This window comes from Chitinophaga niabensis, from assembly GCF_900129465.1.
GTDB lineage: Bacteria > Bacteroidota > Bacteroidia > Chitinophagales > Chitinophagaceae > Chitinophaga > Chitinophaga niabensis.
Genome location: NZ_FSRA01000001.1, coordinates 3058397 through 3078924 on the forward strand (window position 1 = coordinate 3058397; position 20528 = coordinate 3078924).

The following is a 20528-nucleotide window of genomic DNA, read 5'->3' on the forward strand; positions in this document are numbered from 1 at the left end:
ATTATTCGCCGGCTGAGGGTTTCCTCAATTCTTCCCGGTTAATGAATATGGAAAATATGGTGGTTCCGTAATTTCTTTCTGAGCGGTAATAACTGAACTGTTTGTAATTATTGCGCGGTGTATGCTCCAGCACAAACCAGCCTTCCGGCTTCAGCAGCTGCCGCTCAAAAACGATCTTCGGCAGATCGTCGATTGTGCCCAGTTGGTAGGGAGGGCCTGCAAAAATGAAATCAAACTGTTCCGTACACTGCTGAAGGTATTTGAATACATCCATCCGGTGCAGCTTCAGTTTCACATCCAGCATTTCCGCTGTTTTGGCAATAAAATCAGCCATGGCATTATCCTTTTCCACAATCGTCTGATCTGTTGCGCCACGGGATGCCAGTTCATAACTGATAGCACCGGTACCGCCAAAGATATCCAGCGTTTTGAGGGAGGAAATATCCAGGTTGTTTTCGATGATGTTGAACAGGCCTCCTTTCGCAATATCCGTCGTTGGGCGGGTATGCGGCATATTGGCAGGCGGATTGATCTTTCTGCCACCCATTGTTCCTCCTACTATACGCATAAGGCCAATGCATAAAGATTGTGAAAATGATGTGCAGGCACTTCATTCATCTTGCCGATGTAAAGGAAACCTTCCGGTTTGTTTACCCAGTCCAGCCGCGGTAAAAAACGGTTTAGTTCCTGGTACACCTGGGAGTCCTTTGTGAGTGCACCACCGAGTTTTATTTTTGCCTGTAGTTCCGTCAGTTCGAGCTGACGCAGGGAATTAACGATGTAGTATACAATATCGAGACCGCTGCGGTAAGGTAACTGCTGTTGCAGCAATAATTTACCGGCGGCGTAAATAGTAAGGGCGAATTGCTGTTGTTGTACTTCAATGAACACTACCCCATCGGAGAACATGATATCCCGGTCCTGCTTATAGGATTTCAGCAATGCGGAATGTGCATGCACCACCCTGTCTGAAGAAAACTCTTTGCGGAGGAAACCCAGGATATCTTTATCCGTAGCATATACATTTACCATGCCCAGGTCCGGCAGGCTATCTGTCAATACGGCTTCCTGCATCCTTTCCAGGTGTGCAGTATGGAGGTAATCCTTTTTAAGCTGGCCGGCGAATAAAGGTTCCGGTACCAGTGTACTATCGGGAGAATCAAAAGCCAGCAGCACTTCTTTGAAAGCAGTGAACAATAATTTATCTGCATCAAAGATCTGTTCGATCATTTCCAGATCGGCCACCGCCAGTGTTTTAGGCTGATAGCTGTAACTCTTCAGCGCCAGGAACTTGCGGGTATTTGGCGCCAATACGGCATAACTGAAGGTGCCGCTACCGATGAGCACCAGCAGGGTGCAGATCGTCAGATCCGTTTCCAGCAGAGTGGCATCGTCTATCGCGTAAGTCGGTTGTATGGTATAAGCCACGGGCATGCGTTTCAGTGTTGTAAGGCACAATAATAATCAAAATAAATGAGAGTTATGGATGGGGTAAAGGCCGTATTTTTGCACTGCCCGACGGAAACCGGGGAGTAAATACCTGACTAAATGCAAGTTAACTTATCTAATAGACAGATCCTGAAGATTGCGGGTCCTATCTGCCTGGCCCTTATCCTGCCCCAGATCAATCATATGACCAATGCCGCTTTCCTGGGTCACCTGGGAGAGTTCCCTTTTGCCGTGAACGCTATCGCCGGAATTTATTACCTGGTAATGTACATGATCGCCCATGGCCTCAATAACGGGTTGCAGGTACTTTTTGCACGCAGGGCAGGTGAATTGAACTATGCAGGTATGGGCCGTTATTTTTCGAACGGTTTGATGCTGGCCCTGCTTTTTTCTGCCGTAGCCATCCTCATCACCTATTCACTTGCCCCCTACTTTTTTGCACATAGCCTGCACGACGCACATATCCGGGATGCAGCCACTTCGTTCATCCGTATCCGTATCTGGGGTTTGCCCTTCCTGATGCTGATGGGCTTATGCAATTCATTTTACACAGGCACCGGAAATACCCGGCTGCTGGCCGTTACCTCCCTTTTCCAGGAAGCGGTGAATATCAGCCTGGATTACGGGTTGATCTTTGGCAAGATGGGTTTACCGGCATTGGGTTTAAATGGAGCAGCCTATGCATCCATTATTGCAGAATTCACAGGTTTCCTGGTGGCTTTTTCTTTGCTGTTCGGTTTTAAATTTCCTAAGAAATTTCACCTGTTCACCTGGCTGAAACCAGATATGACGGCTATACGGAATATACTTAGTATCTCCGCGCCGCTGATCGTGCAGTTCCTCTTCAGCATCGGCAGCTGGCTGATCTTCTTTATTTTCATTGAGCACCTGGGGCAAAGGCCACTGGCTATTTCCAACATGATGCGAAGCATCTTCGGGCTCTTTGGTATTTTCACCTGGGCGCTGGCTTCCACCTGCAACACCATGGTCAGTAACCTGATCGGGCAGGGACGGGAAAATGAAGTGATCAGAACGGTGAAGAAGATCTCCGGGATTGCATTCCTTTGTGCCATGGTGGTAAGCCTGCTGATCAACATCTTCCCTTACCAGTTACTGCATATCTATACACCGGATACTGCCATGATCACAGAGGCACTCCCCTCTATACATGTATGTACACTCGTTACTTTACTTTCTTCCGTAACCGCGATCGTATTCAATGGTGTAACCGGCACCGGCAACACGCGCATCAATCTTTTCATTGAATTTGCGGCAGTTACGGTATACCTGGTCTATTGTTTTGTAGTGATAGAACGCTGGCAAAGTCCGCTGCACTGGGCCTGGGGCGCAGAGTTCGTTTACTGGATCACTATGATCTCGCTGGCATTGTGGTACCTGAGGAGTGGCAGATGGAAAGGAAAAACTATTGCATAGCATCCAGCATCTTCTTCATTTCTGCCTTATAGATCTGGTCGTCCTGGATAATGGGACGGAGCCGCAGGCCTTTGTTCAACACTTCCATGGCCTGTGTTTCCTGGTTATTATGTTTGAAAGCAATGGCAAGATCAAGATAGTTCTGGATGATGCTGGCTTTTAGCTGGTTGCATTTTTCATAACTGGTAATAGCTCCTTCAATAGTTCCCGGAGGTACACCACCGAACAATACTTTGGCCGCTGCCTTTTCAATACCGTTGAAGTTGGCCAGTTCATAGTTCCATCTTCCCAGCAGGTGATAAGGTTCTGCATAATCCGGTTTGAACTTGATGGCGAGGTCTGCATATTTTTTGGTCTCCGAGTAAGCTGCTACTTTTTCCTTGGCGCCTGATATAGCGCCGATATAGGCCCATGACATGGCCATTGCGTAATTGGCAACAGGGTTTTCGGGTTCTACTTTCAAGGCTTCGAAAGCATAGATCTTCGCCTGGTTGAAATACTCCAGTTTCTGTGCTTTGTCTTTCTGCCTTGCCCCTTCTCTTCCGCAGATCAGGCTGGCCTGGTTGAAAGAGGGCACATGGCCGGGAGATACCTGTAAAACTTCTTTGTATTTAACAAGTGCTTCAGCATCCTTCATTTGTTTTTCGAGGAGCTGCGCCTGTGCAAACAGTTCTTCAACGGTTTGCGCTTGCAGGGAAATTGAAACCCAGCAGGTTAGAAACAGTAAAATGGTTTTCTTAAGCATAGGACTACATTGAATTAATGGGTATCCAAAAATAAGTCATATTGGCTAAAGATCAGTATTGTTTTTCGAGTGTTACAGCGGAAAAAGTAAGGTCTCCACCAAAGGGCGGCGCCTGTTTTTTCAGCACTACTTTTGATCGGCTCACGGCGGGGAAAGTGCTTTTGATCGTCACCGAGATATCGTGTACCACCTGTTCCAGCAAAGGCTGTGGAGTAGCCATAATGCGTTTGGCGATAGCATGCAGTACTTCGTAGTTAACAGATTCGATCAGGGAGGAAGGATGCTGCGGTTCCGGGATACTTACTTCAATATCCAGTAAGAAATAATTGCCTATTACCTGTTCTTCCGGGTAAAGGCCATGATAAGCGTAGAATTTTAATCCCTCCAGCGCAATAGATAGCATAGTATAAAATATCGAAGGATCAATGTTTTACACTGATCCTTCGTGATGAAATTAATGTCCTTTTGCAGAGAGGTATCTTTCCGCGTCTAATGCCGCCATACAACCGCTACCGGCTGCAGTTACTGCCTGGCGGTATACTTTATCCTGCACGTCTCCACAGGCAAAAACGCCTTCCACGCTGGTTCTGCTGGTACCGGGGATGGTTTTGATATATCCCTGATCGTCCATTTCCAGTTTGTTGGCAAAGATGCCGGAATTAGGCTGGTGACCAATGGCTACGAAGAATGCGCTCACCGGAATGGTCTTTTCTTCTTTCGTTACAATGTTCTGGATGCGAACACCATCTACTTTATTTTCACCGGTCACTTCCAATGTTTCGGAGTTCCAGTAAACCATAATGTTAGAAGTTTTCAGCACGCGGTCCTGCATTACTTTGGATGCTCTCATTTCATTGCGGCGTACCAGCATGTGTACGTTAGAGCATATTTTGGAAAGATAGAGCGCTTCTTCTGCTGCGGTATCTCCTGCTCCAACGATGGCTGCTTCTTTTCCTCTGAAGAAGAATCCGTCGCACACAGCACAGGCGGAAACGCCGCTGCCGTTCAGACGTTGTTCAGAAGGGAGGCCCAGCCATTTGGCGGAAGCTCCGGTAGCTATAATGATGGCATCTGCCGTGATTGTTTTTTCTTCGTCTATTTCTACTTTATAGGGCTGAGAGGAAAAGTCCACGGCAGTAGCTAATCCATAACGGATATCGGCGCCCATGCGGCTTGCCTGCTTTTCAAAGTCCACCATCATTTCAGGTCCCTGGATCCCTTCCGGATAACCTGGATAGTTTTCAACTTCTGTAGTGATGGTTAGCTGACCACCAGGTTGAATACCCTGATACAATACCGGTTTCAGGTTGGCACGGGCGGCATAAATAGCAGCCGTGTACCCTGCCGGGCCTGATCCGATGATCAGTACGTGTACATGCTCTTGTGGAGTGTTGTTTTCCATGCTGTTGTTTGCTGTTGTTGGTTTTTGATTATTTTGGTATAGTAATGGTCTTGTACGTTACGCAATATCCTCCCCAGTTACCTAATGCTCCCTGTACATTACTGGTCACACGGTTAGTCGGGGAAAATGGATGGCCGGTATCGTTGTATGCATAATCCAGCGTACGCCAGAAATCATAAGTACCATGATCTACATTACAGAACTTGAGCGAAACCGTATCTCCTCTTTTAAAGAATTGATGATCACCCATTTCTATTTGTTTGTTCTTGTCAACACCTGCGTCCAGTGGTATTTCAAAAGTAGTGCCGTTCACTACTTTGTCATCAAACACGGAGTTAAGGCCTGCCATAAAGTCTTCTTTATTGCGGGAAGTAAAGTAACGGATATAATTACCTCTTTCAGGCGGGTCTGTTACTTTTACAAACAGGCGGACCTTTGAAACATCCGGCCCTTCCACTCTTTTCCATCCGATAGAATCCAGGGAAAACCTGCCTTCCGGGATAGTGGTAATGGAGGTGATCACTTTACCTTCTGTTTCTATGCGAAGCGTGTAACTCGCTCCTCTTTCACCTACAAAAGCGCTGAGGATGTTTGCCGTATCCACGGTATAAAAACAGGTACCGGTGCCATTGCTGGTATCAGAGCTGTACTCCCTCAGCTGGTGTGTGGTGATACCGTTGGAAACGGTCACTTTTGCACCATGTACAAAAGAGGCCAGTAATTGCTCAGGATCAATTTTCGAAAAGTAATCCAGGCTACGGCTCAGCGTTACTGTTGGGAATTTGCCATCCTCAATCATCCCTTCCACCACCAGTTGCGCTCCTTTATCCCGGAGATCAACAGAGTTCCCTTTTTGACAGGCCGTGCCCAACATAATTGTCAGGATAAGCGGAATAGGTGCGTTTCGCATAAGATTGCAAAAATAACGGGTTGTGAGGAGAAAACCGAACCCACCGGTACGAAAGGTATCTATACGGGTATAATCGTACGCTATAGGCATAAAAAAAGCATCCCGCCATTTGCACAGGCGGGATGCTTTTATCCCAGATTCGAAGATTAAATTTAAACCAATTATCCCAGATAGGATTTCAATGCACCGCTATAGCGGGCTTTTTGCAGCCTTTTGATAGCTCTTTCTTTGATCTGACGGATACGTTCCTTTGTCAGGTCATACTTCTGCCCTATTTGTTCAATTGTTGCGCCATTTTCACCATCCAGACCAAAGTAAGCGTTCACAATCTCCGCTTCGCGGGGGCTCAGGGATTTGAGCACGCGGCGGATCTCTTCCCTCAGGGAATCCTGCATCACATCATCGTCGGTTACAGCGCCACCTTCCAGCAGATCGCCCATGGCTACATCTTCCGCTTCGTGCACGGGTGCATCGAGGGACATGTGGCGGGTATTACTTTGGAAGATATTGTTGATCTCCGATTCAGACATTTCCAGGATCTCAGCCAGCTCTTCCGTAGAAGGCTCGCGTTCGTTCTCCTGTTCGAATGCCATATACGCTTTGTTCGCTTTATTATAAGTGCCAATTTTATTTTGCGGGAGACGAACAAGACGACCCTGTTCAGCCAAAGCCTGCAAAATGGACTGGCGAATCCACCATACAGCGTAAGAGATGAATTTGAAACCTTTTGTTTCATCGAAACGTTGTGCTGCCTTGATCAACCCTAAATTGCCCTCATTGATGAGGTCGCTGAGGCTTAAGCCCTGGTGTTGATATTGTTTGGCCACAGAAACAACGAAACGAAGGTTTCCTGTAGTTAATCTTTCTAGAGCCCTTTGGTCCCCCATCTTAATGCGTTGGGCCAATGTGGTCTCCTCTTCTGGAGTTAACAATGGGATCTTCGAGATTTCCTGCAGGTACTTTTCTACCGCCTGCGAATCACGATTGGTGATCTGGGTGGCAATTTTAAGTTGCCTCATATTTTAAAATTTGGTTTACAAAAAAAAGTTTGATCGCACATCACAGAGAATACTAACGTTATAACACTGGAAAGATATTTTTTGTTGTAACATTTAAATGTGATATCTTACACAGTTGCGAAATTAGCGTGCAAAGATCGTGCTAATCCCCCACTCTTCCAAATAACTTGATATGGTGTAAAATGGGTTACGATTTGCGGGGCAACTTCAGCGTTAAGTGTTCATTGTCAACTGTTCATCGTTTTTCAATTAAGCCTCTATGTCTCAATTAGTATAACAAAGTACTCCATATAAACGTATTTTTATAGCGTTTTAGTCACTATTTCAGGGGCTTTAGGCAAATTTTAACAATTGAAAATAAATCTCATTCAAATTAATAACTTCTCTAATTTATTATAATACTCATTGCAAATTTTTCAATGGACTACAGAAGCGACACTTTTACAAAACCCAGCAAAGGCATGCTGAATGCCATGTTAGAAGCCCAGACAGGAGATGACGTTTTCGGAGAAGATCCTACCGTGAACAAACTGGAAGCCATGATGTCAGAACTTTTTGGCATGGAGGCTGCCCTTTACTGCCCTTCCGGCACAATGAGTAACCAGGTAGCCATCAAAGTACATACCCTCCCCGGAGATGAAGTGATCTGCAGCACCCTGGCGCATGTGTATATATATGAAGGAGGCGGCATCGCCTTCAACGCCGGCGCCCAGGTAAGAGCTTTGGAAGGAGACCGTGGTATGATCACTGCCGCCGATGTGGAAGCTGCCATCAACCCGGATGATGTACACAAAGCCAGAACTTCCCTCGTTTGCCTGGAAAATACTTCCAACCGTGGCGGCGGATGCTGTTACGAATGGGAGCAGATAGAAAAGATCCGGGAAGTCTGTAACAAACACGGCTTAAAATTACACCTGGACGGTGCCCGCCTTTTCAATGCCCTGCTGGCTACCGGCCAAACCGCAGCACAATTCGGCGCCACCTTCGACAGTATCTCTGTTTGCCTCAATAAAGGAATGGGCTGCCCCATGGGTTCCGTACTCCTGGGATCTGCCGCATTTATAAAAGAAGCCCGCCGCGTACGTAAAAAACTGGGAGGTGGTATGCGCCAGGCCGGTTATATGGCCGCAACTGGTGTTTATGCGTTGGAAAACAATGTAGAACGCCTCGCAGAAGATCACCTGCACGCAAAGAAGATCGCAGCCGCCCTGCTGGAAAGAGAATTCACCGGGCATATGCTGCCTGTGGAAACCAATATCCTCATCTTTGAAGTGAAACATCCCTGGTCACCCATTACCTTCCGGGATTTCATGCAGCAGCAGGATATCCGTGTGATGGCTATTTCCCCCACACAGGTACGCATGGTACTCCACCTGGATATTACGCCGGAAATGGTAGACAGGACCATTGCCGTGATCCGGAGCATGGAGTGATCCTCTTTACGAATTTGCGCAATCCCGATCTGATCTTTTGTTCACTATTGTATAATCCTTCAGTCAACCTTCAGTGATCCTTGTGCAGTGCTGTGTGCCAGCAAGGGTTTGAACAAGTTTGACTGAAGGATGGCAGAAGGATGACAGAAGGTTGGCCGATACTTTACGCGGCATTTCCGAATCCATCCGATATTCAATATTTTTGCAAGCTTAAAACAGGCCTTAATCAAGAAAATGGAACTTTCGAAGAATTATATCCCTGCCTCGGCAGAAGACAAGTGGTACCAGTACTGGATGGACAAACAATATTTCCGTTCAGTACCAGATGAACGTCCTCCTTTTACGATCGTGATCCCCCCGCCGAATGTAACAGGTGTGTTACACATGGGGCATACGTTGAATGAGACCGTGCAGGATATCCTTGTCCGCCATGCCCGTATGAGCGGTTTTAACGCCTGCTGGGTTCCGGGATCTGATCACGCTTCCATTGCCACCGAATCCAAGGTGGTAAATATGCTGAAAGACGAAAAAGGGATCGAGAAAAGCCAGCTTAGCCGGGAAGAATTCCTGAAATACGCCTACGAATGGAAAGACAAATATGGTGGTATCATCTACCACCAGATCAAAAAACTGGGCTGCTCTGTAGATTGGGACAGGGTGAGCTTCACCATGGACGACCATTATTATAAAGCGGTGATCCGCGTGTTTGTAGACCTTTATGATAAAGGCCTCATCTACCGCGGCGCCCGTATGATCAACTGGGACCCCAAAGCCAAGACCGCCCTCAGCGATGAAGAGGTGGAATACAAAGAACTGAATGGTAAGCTCTACCATGTTAAATATGCCATCGTAAACGGAGACGGCAAACCTACCGGCGAATTCATCACCATTGCCACACAACGCCCTGAAACCATCATGGGTGATACCGCCATCTGCGTAAACCCGGAAGATGAAAGGTATGCACACCTGAATGGCCACTTTGCCGTAGTGCCTTTAGTGAACCGGAAAGTACCCATCATTTATGATACATATGTTGATAAGGAATTTGGAACAGGCGCCCTGAAAGTAACGCCCGCCCATGATATCAACGACTATAACCTGGGGCTTAAACATCACCTGGAGATCGTTGATACCCTCAACGATGATGGTACCTTAAGCGCTGCCGCTGAAGTATTTGTGGGAGAAGACCGTTTCCGTGCAAGGAAGAAAGTTGTAGCCGCATTGCAGGAACAAGGCCTGATGGTGAAGGAAGAAGAATACGCCACCCGCCTCGGTTACAGCCAGCGTAACCCGGATACGGTTGTAGAACCCCGCATTTCCACACAGTGGTTCGTGAAAATGGCAGACATGGCACAACCCGCGCTGGATGCTGTTGTGAATGGTGATGTAAAGATCCACCCCGGCGATCGTTTCCTGGCTACTTACAAATACTGGATGGAAAATGTGAAGGACTGGTGTATCTCCCGCCAATTGTGGTGGGGCCAGCAGATCCCCGCCTGGTACGACGATAACGGTCAGTTTGTAGTAGCGGAAACACATGATGCCGCACTGAAATTATACGCTTCCAAATTCGGTAAAGAGGCGGTTAAATTGAAACAGGACGAAGACTGCCTGGATACCTGGTTCTCCTCCTGGCTCTGGCCGGTTGAGGTTTTTAACGGTATCAGCGATCCTGATAATAAAGACATCAATTACTATTACCCTACTTCCGTATTGGTAACAGGGCAGGATATCATTTTCTTCTGGGTGGCACGTATGATCATGGCCGGCCTGGAATACAAGCAGGTAAAGCCTTTCAGCGACGTATACTTCACCGGCATGGTGCGAGACAAGCTGGGCCGCAAAATGAGCAAGCAGTTAGGCAACTCACCTGATCTGCTGGAACTGATAGAAAAGTATGGCGCAGATGCCGTACGTTTTGGTATCATGATCTCCTCTCCCGCAGGTAACGATCTGCTGTTTGACGATACCAGCTGCGAGCAGGGCCGCTTCTTCAACAACAAGATGTGGAATGCCCTCAAGCTGGTAAAGATGTGGAAGCCTGTTGAAAATACCGGCGCTCCCGTTCCCACATTTGCAGTGGAATGGATGGAGAACCGCCTCAACGAAGTGCATGCAGAAGTAGAAAAACTCTTTAAAGACTTCCGCCTGAGCGAAGCCCTGAAAGCTATCTACAGCCTGATCTGGGACGATTTCTGCAGCTGGTACCTGGAATGGATCAAACCCGGTTTTGAACAACCTATTGATGCCGGCGTATATGAAAAGACCATCGGTTTCTTTGAACGCCTCGTGCAATTGCTGCATCCCTTCATGCCTTTCATCACGGAAGAATTATATCACCTGCTCCGCGAACGCAAAGCAGGAGACGATGTGGTGATCCGCCAGTTTGCCAAACCTGCAGCCACTAATAATACCATACTCACAGAAGGCGCACTGGCAAAAGAAGTGATCAGCAGTATCCGTGATGCCCGTAACAAGAACCAGTTCAAACCGAAAGATGAGATCGGGTTATATATCGAAACACATCACGGGAATGCATTCAAACGGATAGAAAACATCATTGCCAAACAGGTGAATGCCAACGTGGTAGCTTATACGAAAGAAGCTATCCCCGGCGCTATTGCCCTCGTGATCGGGAAAGACAAGTTCTATCTTGTTACGGAAAGGGAAGTAGATCCTGCTGCTCAAAAGGAACAACTGCTCAAAGACCTGGAATACCAGCAGGGTTTCCTGAAGTCTGTGGAAAACAAATTATCCAATGAGCGCTTTGTGGCGAATGCCAAACCGGAAGTGGTGGAAGCAGAACGAAAGAAGCAGTCGGACTGCATCGCCAAGATCCAGGCAATTGAAGAAAGTTTGAAAACTTTATAATTTTAAAGATCGTCCGGCGTTGAATAACCGGACGATCTTTTTTAACAAGCCTATGACGCAGAAACTCTTTTATACTGTCACGCTGATCTGTTGTTGCGCACTGGGTGCTCTTGCACAAAGCAATAAACCGGCTGTTAAGAAACCAGCGGCAGCCAAAACACCACCGGCAGCTGTTGCGCAAAAGCCATTGCGCTTCCGTACCACCTGGGGCATCTTCCTCAGTGATACCCTCCCCCGCCCTGAAGTATTAAAACTATTGGATTCTGCCCTGATCGTAAGGGATGGCGGTAATCAGAAGTTCCCGGTTGTTTCTTTTGATTTCACCTGGGAAAAGAAGGAGCCTTATTTGAATGATACCACCAATGAAGTAGGCTTTTATACAGAATATATCGGTGATTCCTTTAAATCAGACAGGATAGATACCACCTGGAGCAGCCGGTTGAAAGAAACCATCCAGAAAGGTGAAGTATTGTTCTTCAATAATATCGTGATCAAATACACGGGCGATAAATTCTACCGTGCGCCTGAGCTGAAGATCACTATTAAGTAATTATTTATTCTCCTGAACCCATTAAGATCCCCCAGGGCTTCAAACTCGGCACCCTGTCGAAGATAATTTTCAGCAGCGCCATGGCCGGAATGGAAATGAACATGCCCGCTATTCCCCAGATCATACTACCTACAAATACGCCCAGCAAAGTGATCATGGCATTGATGGATACTTTCGATCCCACAATACGCGGCAGCAATACATTCGCATCCACCAGGTGAATACCGAACAGGGAAAGCGCCGCCCACAAAGCCATTGCAGGCGTGGCCGTTGTTAGTGTTACGATCAGGGTGATGATAATGGTGACAATCATACCCAGGTAAGGGATGATGTTGAAAATAGCTCCCAGCGTTCCCAGCAACACGGCATACTTTACACCCAGCAATAACAATGCAGAGATATTCAACACCGCTACCACCACCATTTCTATGAATAATCCCACCACATAACTTTTCACCACTACCCGCGCATGTGCAATCACTTCATGTACTTCATCCGCATGATCACGATGGAACAGCTTCAGCAGGAAACGCACCAGCAGTTTGCGATAGAACAGCAGGAAGAAAGTATACATCGGGATAAAGATCAGGAAGATGAGAATGGCAGAAACAGAGGAAACCGCATTCATCGCAAACGAGGAAACAGTGGTGATACTCTTTGCGGCTGTTTCATTGATCCAGGCTATCTGCTGATCGGAATCGATCTTGAACTTCTCATCTATCCAAAGTGTGAGTTCATTCGCCTGTACCATCAATCGTTTCTCCAATAAAGGCAGGTCCGTTAAAAAAGAAGAAGTTTGCCAGGAGATGAAGTAGAGCAATCCTGCCATGAACAGGATGAACAACAATACTGCTACAGTAGCTGCGAGACCGCGGGAGAACCTGATCCTTTCCAAACCCTGTGCAACAGGTAATAAGAGGATGGCGAAAATGAACCCGAATGCCACCGGCGCCAGGATCTCCTTCATGGTGCGGAGAATGATCACGATCAACACCAGGCTTAAAAGTGTATGACTTAATCTGATGTAGAAAGGCTCTCTTTTCTGTAGCGGTCTCATGCGTGATTTTTAATAATTGAATAATTGCTGCAAAGGAACGATCACTTCAAACCTGTCCTTCCGCAACGGATCGCCCGGGTTGGTGTTCAGGAGGTGGCTATACCTTACACCAAATGTAAAAGGTAATACATTCCCCAGTTTAGTATCAAAGAACATTTCCCCTCCCGTAGATGCATATGTAACATCCTGCCTGGACCTAAAGTTGTAAGCCACGCTATGATCGTAGAATAAATTACCTCTCAGGCGGTTGAAGAACAGGATATTCGCAAATCCCCAATCGGGATATGCAATGGGAAAATGATAGTTGGCCCCGAGCTTGTACATGTGCTCGTAGAATGGTTTGTTATATCCTCTCGCATACACAAAATAATCTGTAAAGGCATAACGCAGGCTGGTATCCTTCTGCTGGAAGGCACCTTGCAGCACAATGCTGTGGTTTGCCGAAAAGCCCGGCAGGTAAAGGTCTAAACGGCCATACAGTTGTTCTGCCGGAATACCGTTGATCGATCTGTTATAACGGAACTGCAATGACTGTGCAAAATGAGAATTGATATTCTGCAGTGCCTTGATGCGCTGATTAATAAAACTACCGTTCAGATCAATGTACTGGATGTTGTTATCGCGGAAAACATACTTCGAATTACCGCTGCGCGTGCGGGTTACCTGGTGGTAGTTACCATTCAGGGTCAGGTAGCGGTAGTATTTGCCGGAAGTGAAGTTCAGTGGAATGCTTAAACCGCCGTACCAGTCCAGCTCATTCCATTGGATCTGGATAGTATCGTTCACATTCAGGTAACGCTGCATCCGGTAATCCACTCCTGCACGCAGGTAGGGGAACCAGGCGCCATACAGCAGTGAAGCGCTTACGCTGGGGCTTTCCTCATTGTAATTATATCTCACGCCCACCATGCTCTGTAAAGTTCCCAGCACATTCTCTCCATGCAGGAATAAACCATACTCCGGATCGTCTATTTCCGGTAACCAGCTATGGAAGTTAAAGATCCGGTGTGTTTTAGGGTATTTACGGACCTGGTGTTCTCCGGCAGGTATTTTATCGAGGATATTGCCACCTTCGCCAAAATCAGGCTGTAACCAGGCACTGTGGTGATCTACGAAAGTATTTGAGGAAAGCGCCGTCCGTAACAGCTTATACCCGTCTGCGGTGAACTCACTGAATACAATATGATCTCCTGCAACAGCCATATGCTGCACACCATTGGGCCTGTTTGTTACCTGTTTAACTTCATTGCCGTTTAAAGTGTAAACATTGTCCGCATCTTTAAATGCTGCCGTAAAATAAATGTGCTCTCCCTGCACGGAAGGAATACCGATCGTTTGTACGCCAAACGGCACCAGGATCTTCACGCTGCCATCTGCAATGGCCTGTTGTATAAGGGCCATCCTGCCTTCCTGGTCACGCACGGCACTGATAATATGCTGATCGTCTGCCGTAAATTTTGGATAGGTATAATACCAGTTACCGGGATTGGGGAAAGTATGTATGGCTGCCCCGGTTTCCGCATCCAGTAGTTTGAGCTGGTATTGCTGTGTGAGTGAAATGGTGGCCACCACTATTTTCTTTCCATCAAAAGAAAGATCAGGTGAAAAACAGCGGCGTTCCATTCCCAGTGTCTGCATCTGCCCGCTGCTGCGGTCAAATACTTTCACCACGGAATTATCTTTCCAGCCCCAGCGTGCATCAAACCGGCTTTCGGTCCAAAGCAGTTTATTATTGCGGTAGCTGAAATAATCATCAAAACCAATGCCCGGCCGCACGATCAGGGTTTCATGCCCTTGCGCATCCCGTTCATAAAAACCGGGGACCTTTTTATAGGAACTCTTTGAAACAATGAAACTGCTGTCGCCGGCAGCATATACGTATTTGTAATGGGTGACAGTGTTCGTAGCTGGTGTGAGCGTATCCGCCGCCGGTTTTTCTGCTGCATTCCAGGCTGCGGCATATTCATCCCATGAAGCTTTAAAGAAAGCCGCGGCATTTTTGCCGGTGCGGTGTTTAAGGCTTTGGGAGAAAGGATAGAATACACGGCGGTAGCGAACGGCATCGTCTGTTACATCTTTCCAGAACGTTTGCCCGTGATGTTTTCTGCCGTAACTGGTCATCATATACCCCGTGGCATAATGGTCCGGTATAAAATTGCGGTACGATCCGTTGCGGACCTGCATGAAAGAGTACTTTTTATTGGCCAGCGTTAAAGCCCTGAAATCATTGAAAAATGCCGGTAAACGGCCTCTGCCCTGTAAGCTCAAAGCCGTTTCCATCACCACGGCATCCCCTTCCCAGAACCAGTTGGGCACCGCAATGTTGGTGAGGGCTGCCTGACCCAGTTCTCCACCCAGGTAATAGAATACTTTGCTGAGCCCTTTCCGGAAATTGTTGTTCTGCAATACGTGACGATATTCATGAAGGGCGAGCTGATCTACCCAGTTCACAGAACCCACATCGTTGCTGGAAGGGGGTGGTGTAAGAAAGAATTCAGACCGGAAGGGGCCTAACTGCACATAGCCGTTGGATTGCATGGTCTGCGGCTGCAGTACAATGCTCACCTTGTGTTGCAAGGGGCCGATACTGCTCCTGTGATAACGGCTGATCTGTTGTACGATATCCGTTACCCGCTTACCCTGGGCATCCATTCCTTTCGGAAAGATCACCCGCACTGTATCCGTATTGATCTGCTGCCATTTGAGGGAGGGCGGATTGCCGCCGAATTGTTGGGCTGTAACCTGCTGTACCAGCACTACAGCCATTGCAAGGCATAGAAGTCTGCGCATATGGATAACAAATTACATACAATTTTGAAGTATGCCTATTAAATTTCATATTTAGAGGCCTGACATCAGTGTGACAACGCACATACTGCATTTTTCCGTATTTTTGTAAGACTAAATGAATGGAAACATGGAAACGATCGCACCCTCACCCATAAAATTGACCAGCGGCGCCGTTCAGGAGCTGAACCGTATCAGGCAGGAAGATGGCTTCGACGCATCCCAATACCTCCGTATTGGCGTTAAAGGCGGCGGTTGCTCAGGATTGTCCTACGTGCTGGGATTTGATGCTAAAATGGAAGACGATGATATTTTTGAACTGGAAGGCATTCCGGTAGTGATGAAGAAAGCACATGGCATCTATCTCCTTGGTATGGAAATAGACTTCCAGAATGGCCTGAATGCCCGCGGATTCACTTTCAGCAATCCCAATGCAAGTTCCAGCTGCGGCTGCGGTACTTCATTTGCGGTATAGCATATTTTTAAAGATCGTAACCGGCTTCCAACAGGAGCCGGTTTTTTTGTGCCTGATATTTTTCTTATTAACAAGTAATTACAAATGTCCAATAACATGTATCGCCAATATTGCATCTTCTAAAATAGTTGTATGAAATATTGTCTATACATGGATGAGAGTGGAAACCATGGACTGACGCAGGTAGATGAAAGTTTCCCGGTTTTCCTTTTATGCAGTGTATTAATTGCAGAGTCGGATTATGATACCATTAGATGTAGTATAAACGAATTAAAGCACCAGTTCTGGAACAACAAAAATGTAATCTTTCATTCCCGTGATATCAGAAAATGCGACAAGGAGTTTGCCGTATTATTTGATCTGGAAAAAAAGGCACAATTCTACGATGGGATTAATAAAATTGTAGCCGAAAACAACTACACCATAATAGCGTCCGCTATAAGAAAAGATGAATACATAAAGCGGTTTGGCCGTCTCGCAAATGATGTATACGAGATTGCCCTGTCCTTCATTATTGAGAGAGCTGTTTTTCTATTAGATGATATCAGAGATTCCAATAAAGAGCTGGAAATAATCATTGAAAAGCGAGGAAGCAAGGAGGACAAACAACTCCATGAACATTTTCAACGGCTAATGGCACGGGGAACCGGTTACGTTTCGGCGGAAAGGTTACGGGCATACAATCTTTCAATCGTTTTTAAAAGCAAAAGGGAGAATATAAATGGGCTACAACTGGCAGACCTCGTAGCCTATCCCATTGCACGTTACGTAATAGACAGGGATAGACCCAATCCCTCGTATGATGCTATTAAGGATAAAGTCTATTCAAAAAAAGGGCGGATCTACGGACTTAAGGTATATCCATAAAATATAAAGCCAGACTTACGCCTGGCTTTATACCGATCGGGGACACCCCAGTCCAAAAATTTTAAGGTATTTCTACCTCATTCCATACAAAAGTAAGGCTTTTACTGAGAATATTCCTCTCATTATGATAATAAAATTGTCATAATGATGCAAAGCCTATCAAAAACAACAAGGGCCGCCTCATCACTGAGCCGGCCCTTGTATTATGTAAGATAAGTAAAAGCTTATTTGCCGCTTACTAACGGGGGAGCTTTCTGTATCACTACCGCTTCTTTCTCGTTAGAGAGGGTATTCTTCTTATCGAAGTCCACCAGGATCGGTGCAGCTACGAAGATAGAAGAGTAAGCACCGGTGATCACACCGATCAGCATCGCAAAGGCGAAACCACGGGTTACTTCACCACCGAAGATGAAGAGGATCAGGATGGTCAGGAACACCGTTACAGAGGTCATGATCGTACGGCTCAATGTATCGTTGATCGCACGGTTGATCACTGTTTTGGTATCCGCACCCTTCATCAGGCGGAAGTTCTCACGGATCCGGTCAAACACGATCACCGTATCGTTCATCGAGAACCCTATCACCGTCAGGATCGCCGCAATAAAGTGCTGGTCGATCTCCAGGGAGAATGGTACCCAGGTACGGCAGAAAGAGAATACTGCCAGTGTTACCAATACGTCGTGCAGCAGGGAGAAGATAGTACCGATAGAGTACTGCCATTTCGAGAAGCGCAACAGGATGTACAGGAAGATCACGATCAGGGAAAGCACAGTGGCTTTCACCGCACCAGCTCTTAAGTCGTCAGAGATAGTGGGCAATACTGTCTGCGAACCTACAATGAATTTATTGAGGAACGTTTGCTCGTCAATGTTACCAGCGTAGTATCCTTTCAGGCCCTGGAAGAGTTTGGATTTCACCTCAGCTACAGCAGCGTCGGAGTTATCTTCAATCTTATAAGGCGTGGTGATGTTCAGCTGATCTTTACCACCAATGGTTTTCACGAAAGTTTCTGAGCCATAGATCTCGCTCAGTTTCTCCCGTACTTCTTCTTCATTCACTGGTTTCTCGAAGCGTACAGTGTAGCTGCGTCCGCCACTGAAATCCACACCATGGTCAAAACCATGGAAGAAGGAACCGATACCCAGTACCAGTACTACAGCAGAGATCATGTAAGTGTACTTACGCATGCCTACGAAGTTGTAGTTGGCATGTTTGAAGATCCTGCGGGAAATAGGTGTGAAGTATTCCAGGTGTCTTTTCTTATTAGTCCACCAGTCAGTGATCATACGGGATACGAGGATACCGCAGAACAGGGACAATAAGATACCGATGATCTGTGTGGTAGCAAAACCCAATACAGGGCCAAGACCGAAGTAGAACAGGATACAAGCGGTGAGCAGGGAAGTGATGTGACCATCCAGTACCGGCGCGTAAGAACGTTTGTAACCGTCTTCCACCGCCTGCTGGTAAGTTTTACCACGGCTCAGTTCATCCTTGATCCTTTCAAATATAATTACGTTCGTATCCACAGCCATACCAATGGTTAATACCAGACCGGCGATACCAGGCATCGTGAGCGTGGCGCCCAGTGAAGCAAGGATCCCTACGGTAAACAGCAGGTTGAGGATCAGTGCGATGTTCGCAACCCAGCCGCCGGTGTTGAAGTACACCAGCATCAGGACGAAGATCACAGCGAAAGAGATAATGAAAGATTTAGCACCTGCTTCGATGGATTCCTGCCCGAGGGTAGGCCCAACTACCTGCTCCTGTACAATCTTGGCAGGGGCAGGCATTCTACCGGATACCAGGATGTTGGCAAGGTCAGTAGCTTCTTCCAGGGTAAAACTTCCGCTGATGGAAGAGTTACCGTTCGGGATCTCGCTATTGATAGAAGGTGCAGAGTATACTACGTTATCCAGTACGATGGCTACATAGTTAAATGTACGGGCATCGTTAGGATTGGAAGGTTTCAATGCGCGGGTAAGGTTACGCCAGTCGCGTGTACCTACGTTATCCATGCTCATGGTCACTTCCACCTGGTGGTTATCCTGTCCGAAATCCGCTTTCGCTGCAGTCACCCTTTCACCGGTGATCTTAGCGACAGGATTAGCAGGATTTACTTTGATACCATATACAGGCAGTGGTTGTGAACGGTCTTCACGGTTGGTAGGGCCATATACGAACACGAGGTCTTTTGGCAGGATAGCCTTCACACCAGGTGTTTCTATGTACTTGCGGAAAGTAGCGGTGTCTTTAGGGAAGATACGGCCAAGCATTGAGCTGGGCAGGATCTGGCCTTGTTCATTCACTGTAGGCATGAAAATAGCGAACAGTGGATTTTGTTTGATCTGCTCATCACGCAGCGCATCCAGTTGTTTGGCTGAGTCTGAACCCAGTTTGGCAACACCTGAATCCTTAGCCAGCAGGCTGGTAAGGCTGGCAGCTGAATCTACAGGAGCTGCAGCAGTGGTAGCGGCAGTATCCTTTACAGCAGGAGCAGCAGAATCTTTTTTAGCAGAGATACCCTGGGAGATCTTAATGGCCTCGTTCATGGGTTGCAGTACTGTTAAATAGAATTCTTCACCGCTTTTATATGTTTCACGGAATTCCAGGTTGGCACTTGCCTGCAGGTACTTGCGTACACGTGCGGCATCATCCACACCGGCCAGTTCCACGGAAATGATACCGCGGTTCTCATCCAGGTTGATGGTGGGAGAAGCTACCCCGAACTTGTCGATCCGGTTTTGCAACACTTTATAGGTGTTCTTGATAGCTGCTTTAGATTCGCTGCGGATCACGCTCAGCACCTGGTCGTTGGTACTGTTGAAGGTGATCTGCTTTTGCTGTGCATTAGCGAAAATAGAAGCCAGCTTACCATTTGGTGCTTCTTGTTTATAAGCTTCTCCAAACAGGGTCACGAAATCGGACTGGCTGTTCTTTTTAAGCTCAATGGCTTTCTTAATGGCATTGTTGAATGCCGGGTCCTTGGAATGACCGGAGAGCGCGCGTACTACGTCTTCTACACTTACTTCCAACACCACATTCATACCGCCCTGCAGGTCAAGACCGAGGTTCAGTTGCTTTTCTTTCGCTGAGGTATAGGTGGTAAACCAGGGAAATCCCGCAATCTGCTTGCCACTGGCGCTGTCCAGCATTTGTTCTGTCCTTTCCTTGATCAGGTCATTCAGTGTGTCGGCATAAAGGGCTTGCGCTTCCTTGTTACCGGCATACTTTTGTTCAGCGGTAGGATATTGGTGGGCCACAAAGTCTTCGGCCTTGGTCTTTATCTTTTTCTCATAGTTCCGTACCACGAACGTGAAGGACAATTGATACAAAGAGATAAGGATCAGTGCGACAGCAAAAAATCTAACCAGTCCTTTTAGTTGCATTTTGTTTCGGATTATTAATATAAATTTTTCAAGAGTTGCAAAGATAGAATTTAAATTGATATATTAAAGCCCGGTTCAAAACTGTTAGCAATCCACTATCCGATTGGTTTTGAGCTAGATTTTGGCCTAAAAATTTCCTT

At 46.9% G+C, this 20528-nt stretch carries 16 protein-coding genes; 6 read left to right on the top strand and 10 right to left on the bottom strand.

Going from position 1 to position 20528, the window contains the following annotated elements; translation table 11 throughout:
• Window position 1 precedes the first annotated feature (1 nt).
• The gene (locus BUR42_RS12010; RefSeq protein WP_074239465.1) at window positions 2–568 is read right to left on the bottom strand and encodes an RsmD family RNA methyltransferase; all 567 of its coding nucleotides are present in this window, start codon (window positions 566–568) and stop codon (window positions 2–4) included.
• Complete coding sequence (locus BUR42_RS12015; RefSeq protein WP_074239466.1) at window positions 559–1434, bottom strand: DUF3822 family protein; 876 nt, start codon at window positions 1432–1434, stop codon at window positions 559–561. Before BUR42_RS12015 ends, BUR42_RS12010 begins: the two co-directional genes overlap by 10 nt.
• A 114-nt stretch (window positions 1435–1548) precedes the next feature.
• Here BUR42_RS12015 and BUR42_RS12020 point away from each other — a divergent pair, with 114 nt between their 5' ends.
• Complete coding sequence (locus BUR42_RS12020) at window positions 1549–2883, top strand: MATE family efflux transporter (RefSeq protein WP_074239467.1); 1335 nt, start codon at window positions 1549–1551, stop codon at window positions 2881–2883.
• On the opposite strand, the gene BUR42_RS12025 is transcribed toward BUR42_RS12020, so the two are convergent.
• From BUR42_RS12025 to BUR42_RS12045, 5 genes are all read right to left on the bottom strand, one after another.
• A complete protein-coding gene (locus tag BUR42_RS12025) occupies window positions 2873–3628 on the bottom strand; it encodes a tetratricopeptide repeat protein (RefSeq protein WP_074239468.1) in 756 nt (251 codons plus the stop codon). The two genes, BUR42_RS12020 and BUR42_RS12025, sit on opposite strands and share 11 nt — an antisense overlap.
• Window positions 3629–3680: 52 nt before the next feature.
• Window positions 3681–4031, bottom strand: a complete 351-nt coding sequence (locus tag BUR42_RS12030; RefSeq protein WP_074239469.1) for a dihydroneopterin aldolase — start codon at window positions 4029–4031, stop codon at window positions 3681–3683.
• Between the two features lie 51 nt (window positions 4032–4082).
• A complete protein-coding gene (trxB, locus tag BUR42_RS12035; protein WP_074239470.1) occupies window positions 4083–5030 on the bottom strand; it encodes a thioredoxin-disulfide reductase in 948 nt (315 codons plus the stop codon).
• Between the two features lie 28 nt (window positions 5031–5058).
• The gene (locus tag BUR42_RS12040) at window positions 5059–5940 is read right to left on the bottom strand and encodes a DUF4249 domain-containing protein (protein ID WP_074239471.1); all 882 of its coding nucleotides are present in this window, start codon (window positions 5938–5940) and stop codon (window positions 5059–5061) included.
• 161 nt (window positions 5941–6101) lie between these two features.
• A complete protein-coding gene (locus tag BUR42_RS12045) occupies window positions 6102–6959 on the bottom strand; it encodes a sigma-70 family RNA polymerase sigma factor (RefSeq protein WP_074239472.1) in 858 nt (285 codons plus the stop codon).
• A 419-nt stretch (window positions 6960–7378) separates the two neighbouring features.
• Here BUR42_RS12045 and BUR42_RS12050 point away from each other — a divergent pair, with 419 nt between their 5' ends.
• From BUR42_RS12050 to BUR42_RS12060, 3 genes are all read left to right on the top strand, one after another.
• Entirely contained in the window at window positions 7379–8392 is a 1014-nt protein-coding gene (locus tag BUR42_RS12050) for a threonine aldolase family protein (RefSeq protein ID WP_074239473.1), read from the top strand.
• Between the two features lie 234 nt (window positions 8393–8626).
• Window positions 8627–11263: a valine--tRNA ligase gene (locus BUR42_RS12055; RefSeq protein WP_074239474.1), complete on the top strand. Its 2637-nt coding sequence runs from the start codon at window positions 8627–8629 to the stop codon at window positions 11261–11263.
• Window positions 11264–11315: 52 nt separating this feature from the next.
• Window positions 11316–11813, top strand: a complete 498-nt coding sequence (locus BUR42_RS12060; protein WP_074239475.1) for a hypothetical protein — start codon at window positions 11316–11318, stop codon at window positions 11811–11813.
• 4 nt (window positions 11814–11817) lie between these two features.
• Here BUR42_RS12060 and BUR42_RS12065 read toward each other — a convergent pair whose 3' ends face one another.
• Window positions 11818–12870, bottom strand: coding sequence for an AI-2E family transporter (locus BUR42_RS12065; protein WP_074239476.1), 1053 nt, complete (start codon window positions 12868–12870; stop codon window positions 11818–11820).
• 9 nt (window positions 12871–12879) lie between these two features.
• Window positions 12880–15660, bottom strand: coding sequence for a hypothetical protein (locus tag BUR42_RS12070; protein WP_143197423.1), 2781 nt, complete (start codon window positions 15658–15660; stop codon window positions 12880–12882).
• A 127-nt stretch (window positions 15661–15787) separates the two neighbouring features.
• On the opposite strand from BUR42_RS12070, the gene BUR42_RS12075 reads away from it, so the two are divergent.
• Window positions 15788–16132: a HesB/IscA family protein gene (locus tag BUR42_RS12075; RefSeq protein WP_074240566.1), complete on the top strand. Its 345-nt coding sequence runs from the start codon at window positions 15788–15790 to the stop codon at window positions 16130–16132.
• 150 nt (window positions 16133–16282) lie between these two features.
• Window positions 16283–16999, top strand: coding sequence for a DUF3800 domain-containing protein (locus BUR42_RS12080; protein WP_234979661.1), 717 nt, complete (start codon window positions 16283–16285; stop codon window positions 16997–16999).
• Window positions 17000–17223: 224 nt separating this feature from the next.
• Here BUR42_RS12080 and secDF read toward each other — a convergent pair whose 3' ends face one another.
• Window positions 17224–20388 carry a protein translocase subunit SecDF gene (secDF, locus tag BUR42_RS12085; protein ID WP_074239479.1) on the bottom strand — a complete coding sequence of 1055 codons (3165 nt, stop codon included), beginning with the start codon at window positions 20386–20388 and terminating at the stop codon, window positions 17224–17226.
• Window positions 20389–20528 lie beyond the last annotated feature (140 nt).

Excerpts from the sequence above, each read along its gene's own strand:
- BUR42_RS12070 (WP_143197423.1), bottom strand. The coding sequence starts at position 15,660 with ATGCGCAGACTTCTATGCCTTGCAATGGCTGTAGTGCTGGTACAGCAG.
- BUR42_RS12055 (WP_074239474.1), top strand. The coding sequence starts at position 8,627 with ATGGAACTTTCGAAGAATTATATCCCTGCCTCGGCAGAAGACAAGTGG.
- BUR42_RS12020 (WP_074239467.1), top strand. The coding sequence starts at position 1,549 with ATGCAAGTTAACTTATCTAATAGACAGATCCTGAAGATTGCGGGTCCT.
- BUR42_RS12065 (WP_074239476.1), bottom strand. The coding sequence starts at position 12,870 with ATGAGACCGCTACAGAAAAGAGAGCCTTTCTACATCAGATTAAGTCAT.
- BUR42_RS12025 (WP_074239468.1), bottom strand. The coding sequence starts at position 3,628 with ATGCTTAAGAAAACCATTTTACTGTTTCTAACCTGCTGGGTTTCAATT.
- secDF (WP_074239479.1), bottom strand. The coding sequence starts at position 20,388 with ATGCAACTAAAAGGACTGGTTAGATTTTTTGCTGTCGCACTGATCCTT.
- BUR42_RS12015 (WP_074239466.1), bottom strand. The coding sequence starts at position 1,434 with ATGCCCGTGGCTTATACCATACAACCGACTTACGCGATAGACGATGCC.
- BUR42_RS12080 (WP_234979661.1), top strand. The coding sequence starts at position 16,283 with ATGGATGAGAGTGGAAACCATGGACTGACGCAGGTAGATGAAAGTTTC.
- BUR42_RS12060 (WP_074239475.1), top strand. The coding sequence starts at position 11,316 with ATGACGCAGAAACTCTTTTATACTGTCACGCTGATCTGTTGTTGCGCA.
- BUR42_RS12045 (WP_074239472.1), bottom strand. The coding sequence starts at position 6,959 with ATGAGGCAACTTAAAATTGCCACCCAGATCACCAATCGTGATTCGCAG.
- trxB (WP_074239470.1), bottom strand. The coding sequence starts at position 5,030 with ATGGAAAACAACACTCCACAAGAGCATGTACACGTACTGATCATCGGA.
- BUR42_RS12040 (WP_074239471.1), bottom strand. The coding sequence starts at position 5,940 with ATGCGAAACGCACCTATTCCGCTTATCCTGACAATTATGTTGGGCACG.
- BUR42_RS12010 (WP_074239465.1), bottom strand. The coding sequence starts at position 568 with ATGCGTATAGTAGGAGGAACAATGGGTGGCAGAAAGATCAATCCGCCT.
- BUR42_RS12050 (WP_074239473.1), top strand. The coding sequence starts at position 7,379 with ATGGACTACAGAAGCGACACTTTTACAAAACCCAGCAAAGGCATGCTG.
- BUR42_RS12030 (WP_074239469.1), bottom strand. The coding sequence starts at position 4,031 with ATGCTATCTATTGCGCTGGAGGGATTAAAATTCTACGCTTATCATGGC.
- BUR42_RS12075 (WP_074240566.1), top strand. The coding sequence starts at position 15,788 with ATGGAAACGATCGCACCCTCACCCATAAAATTGACCAGCGGCGCCGTT.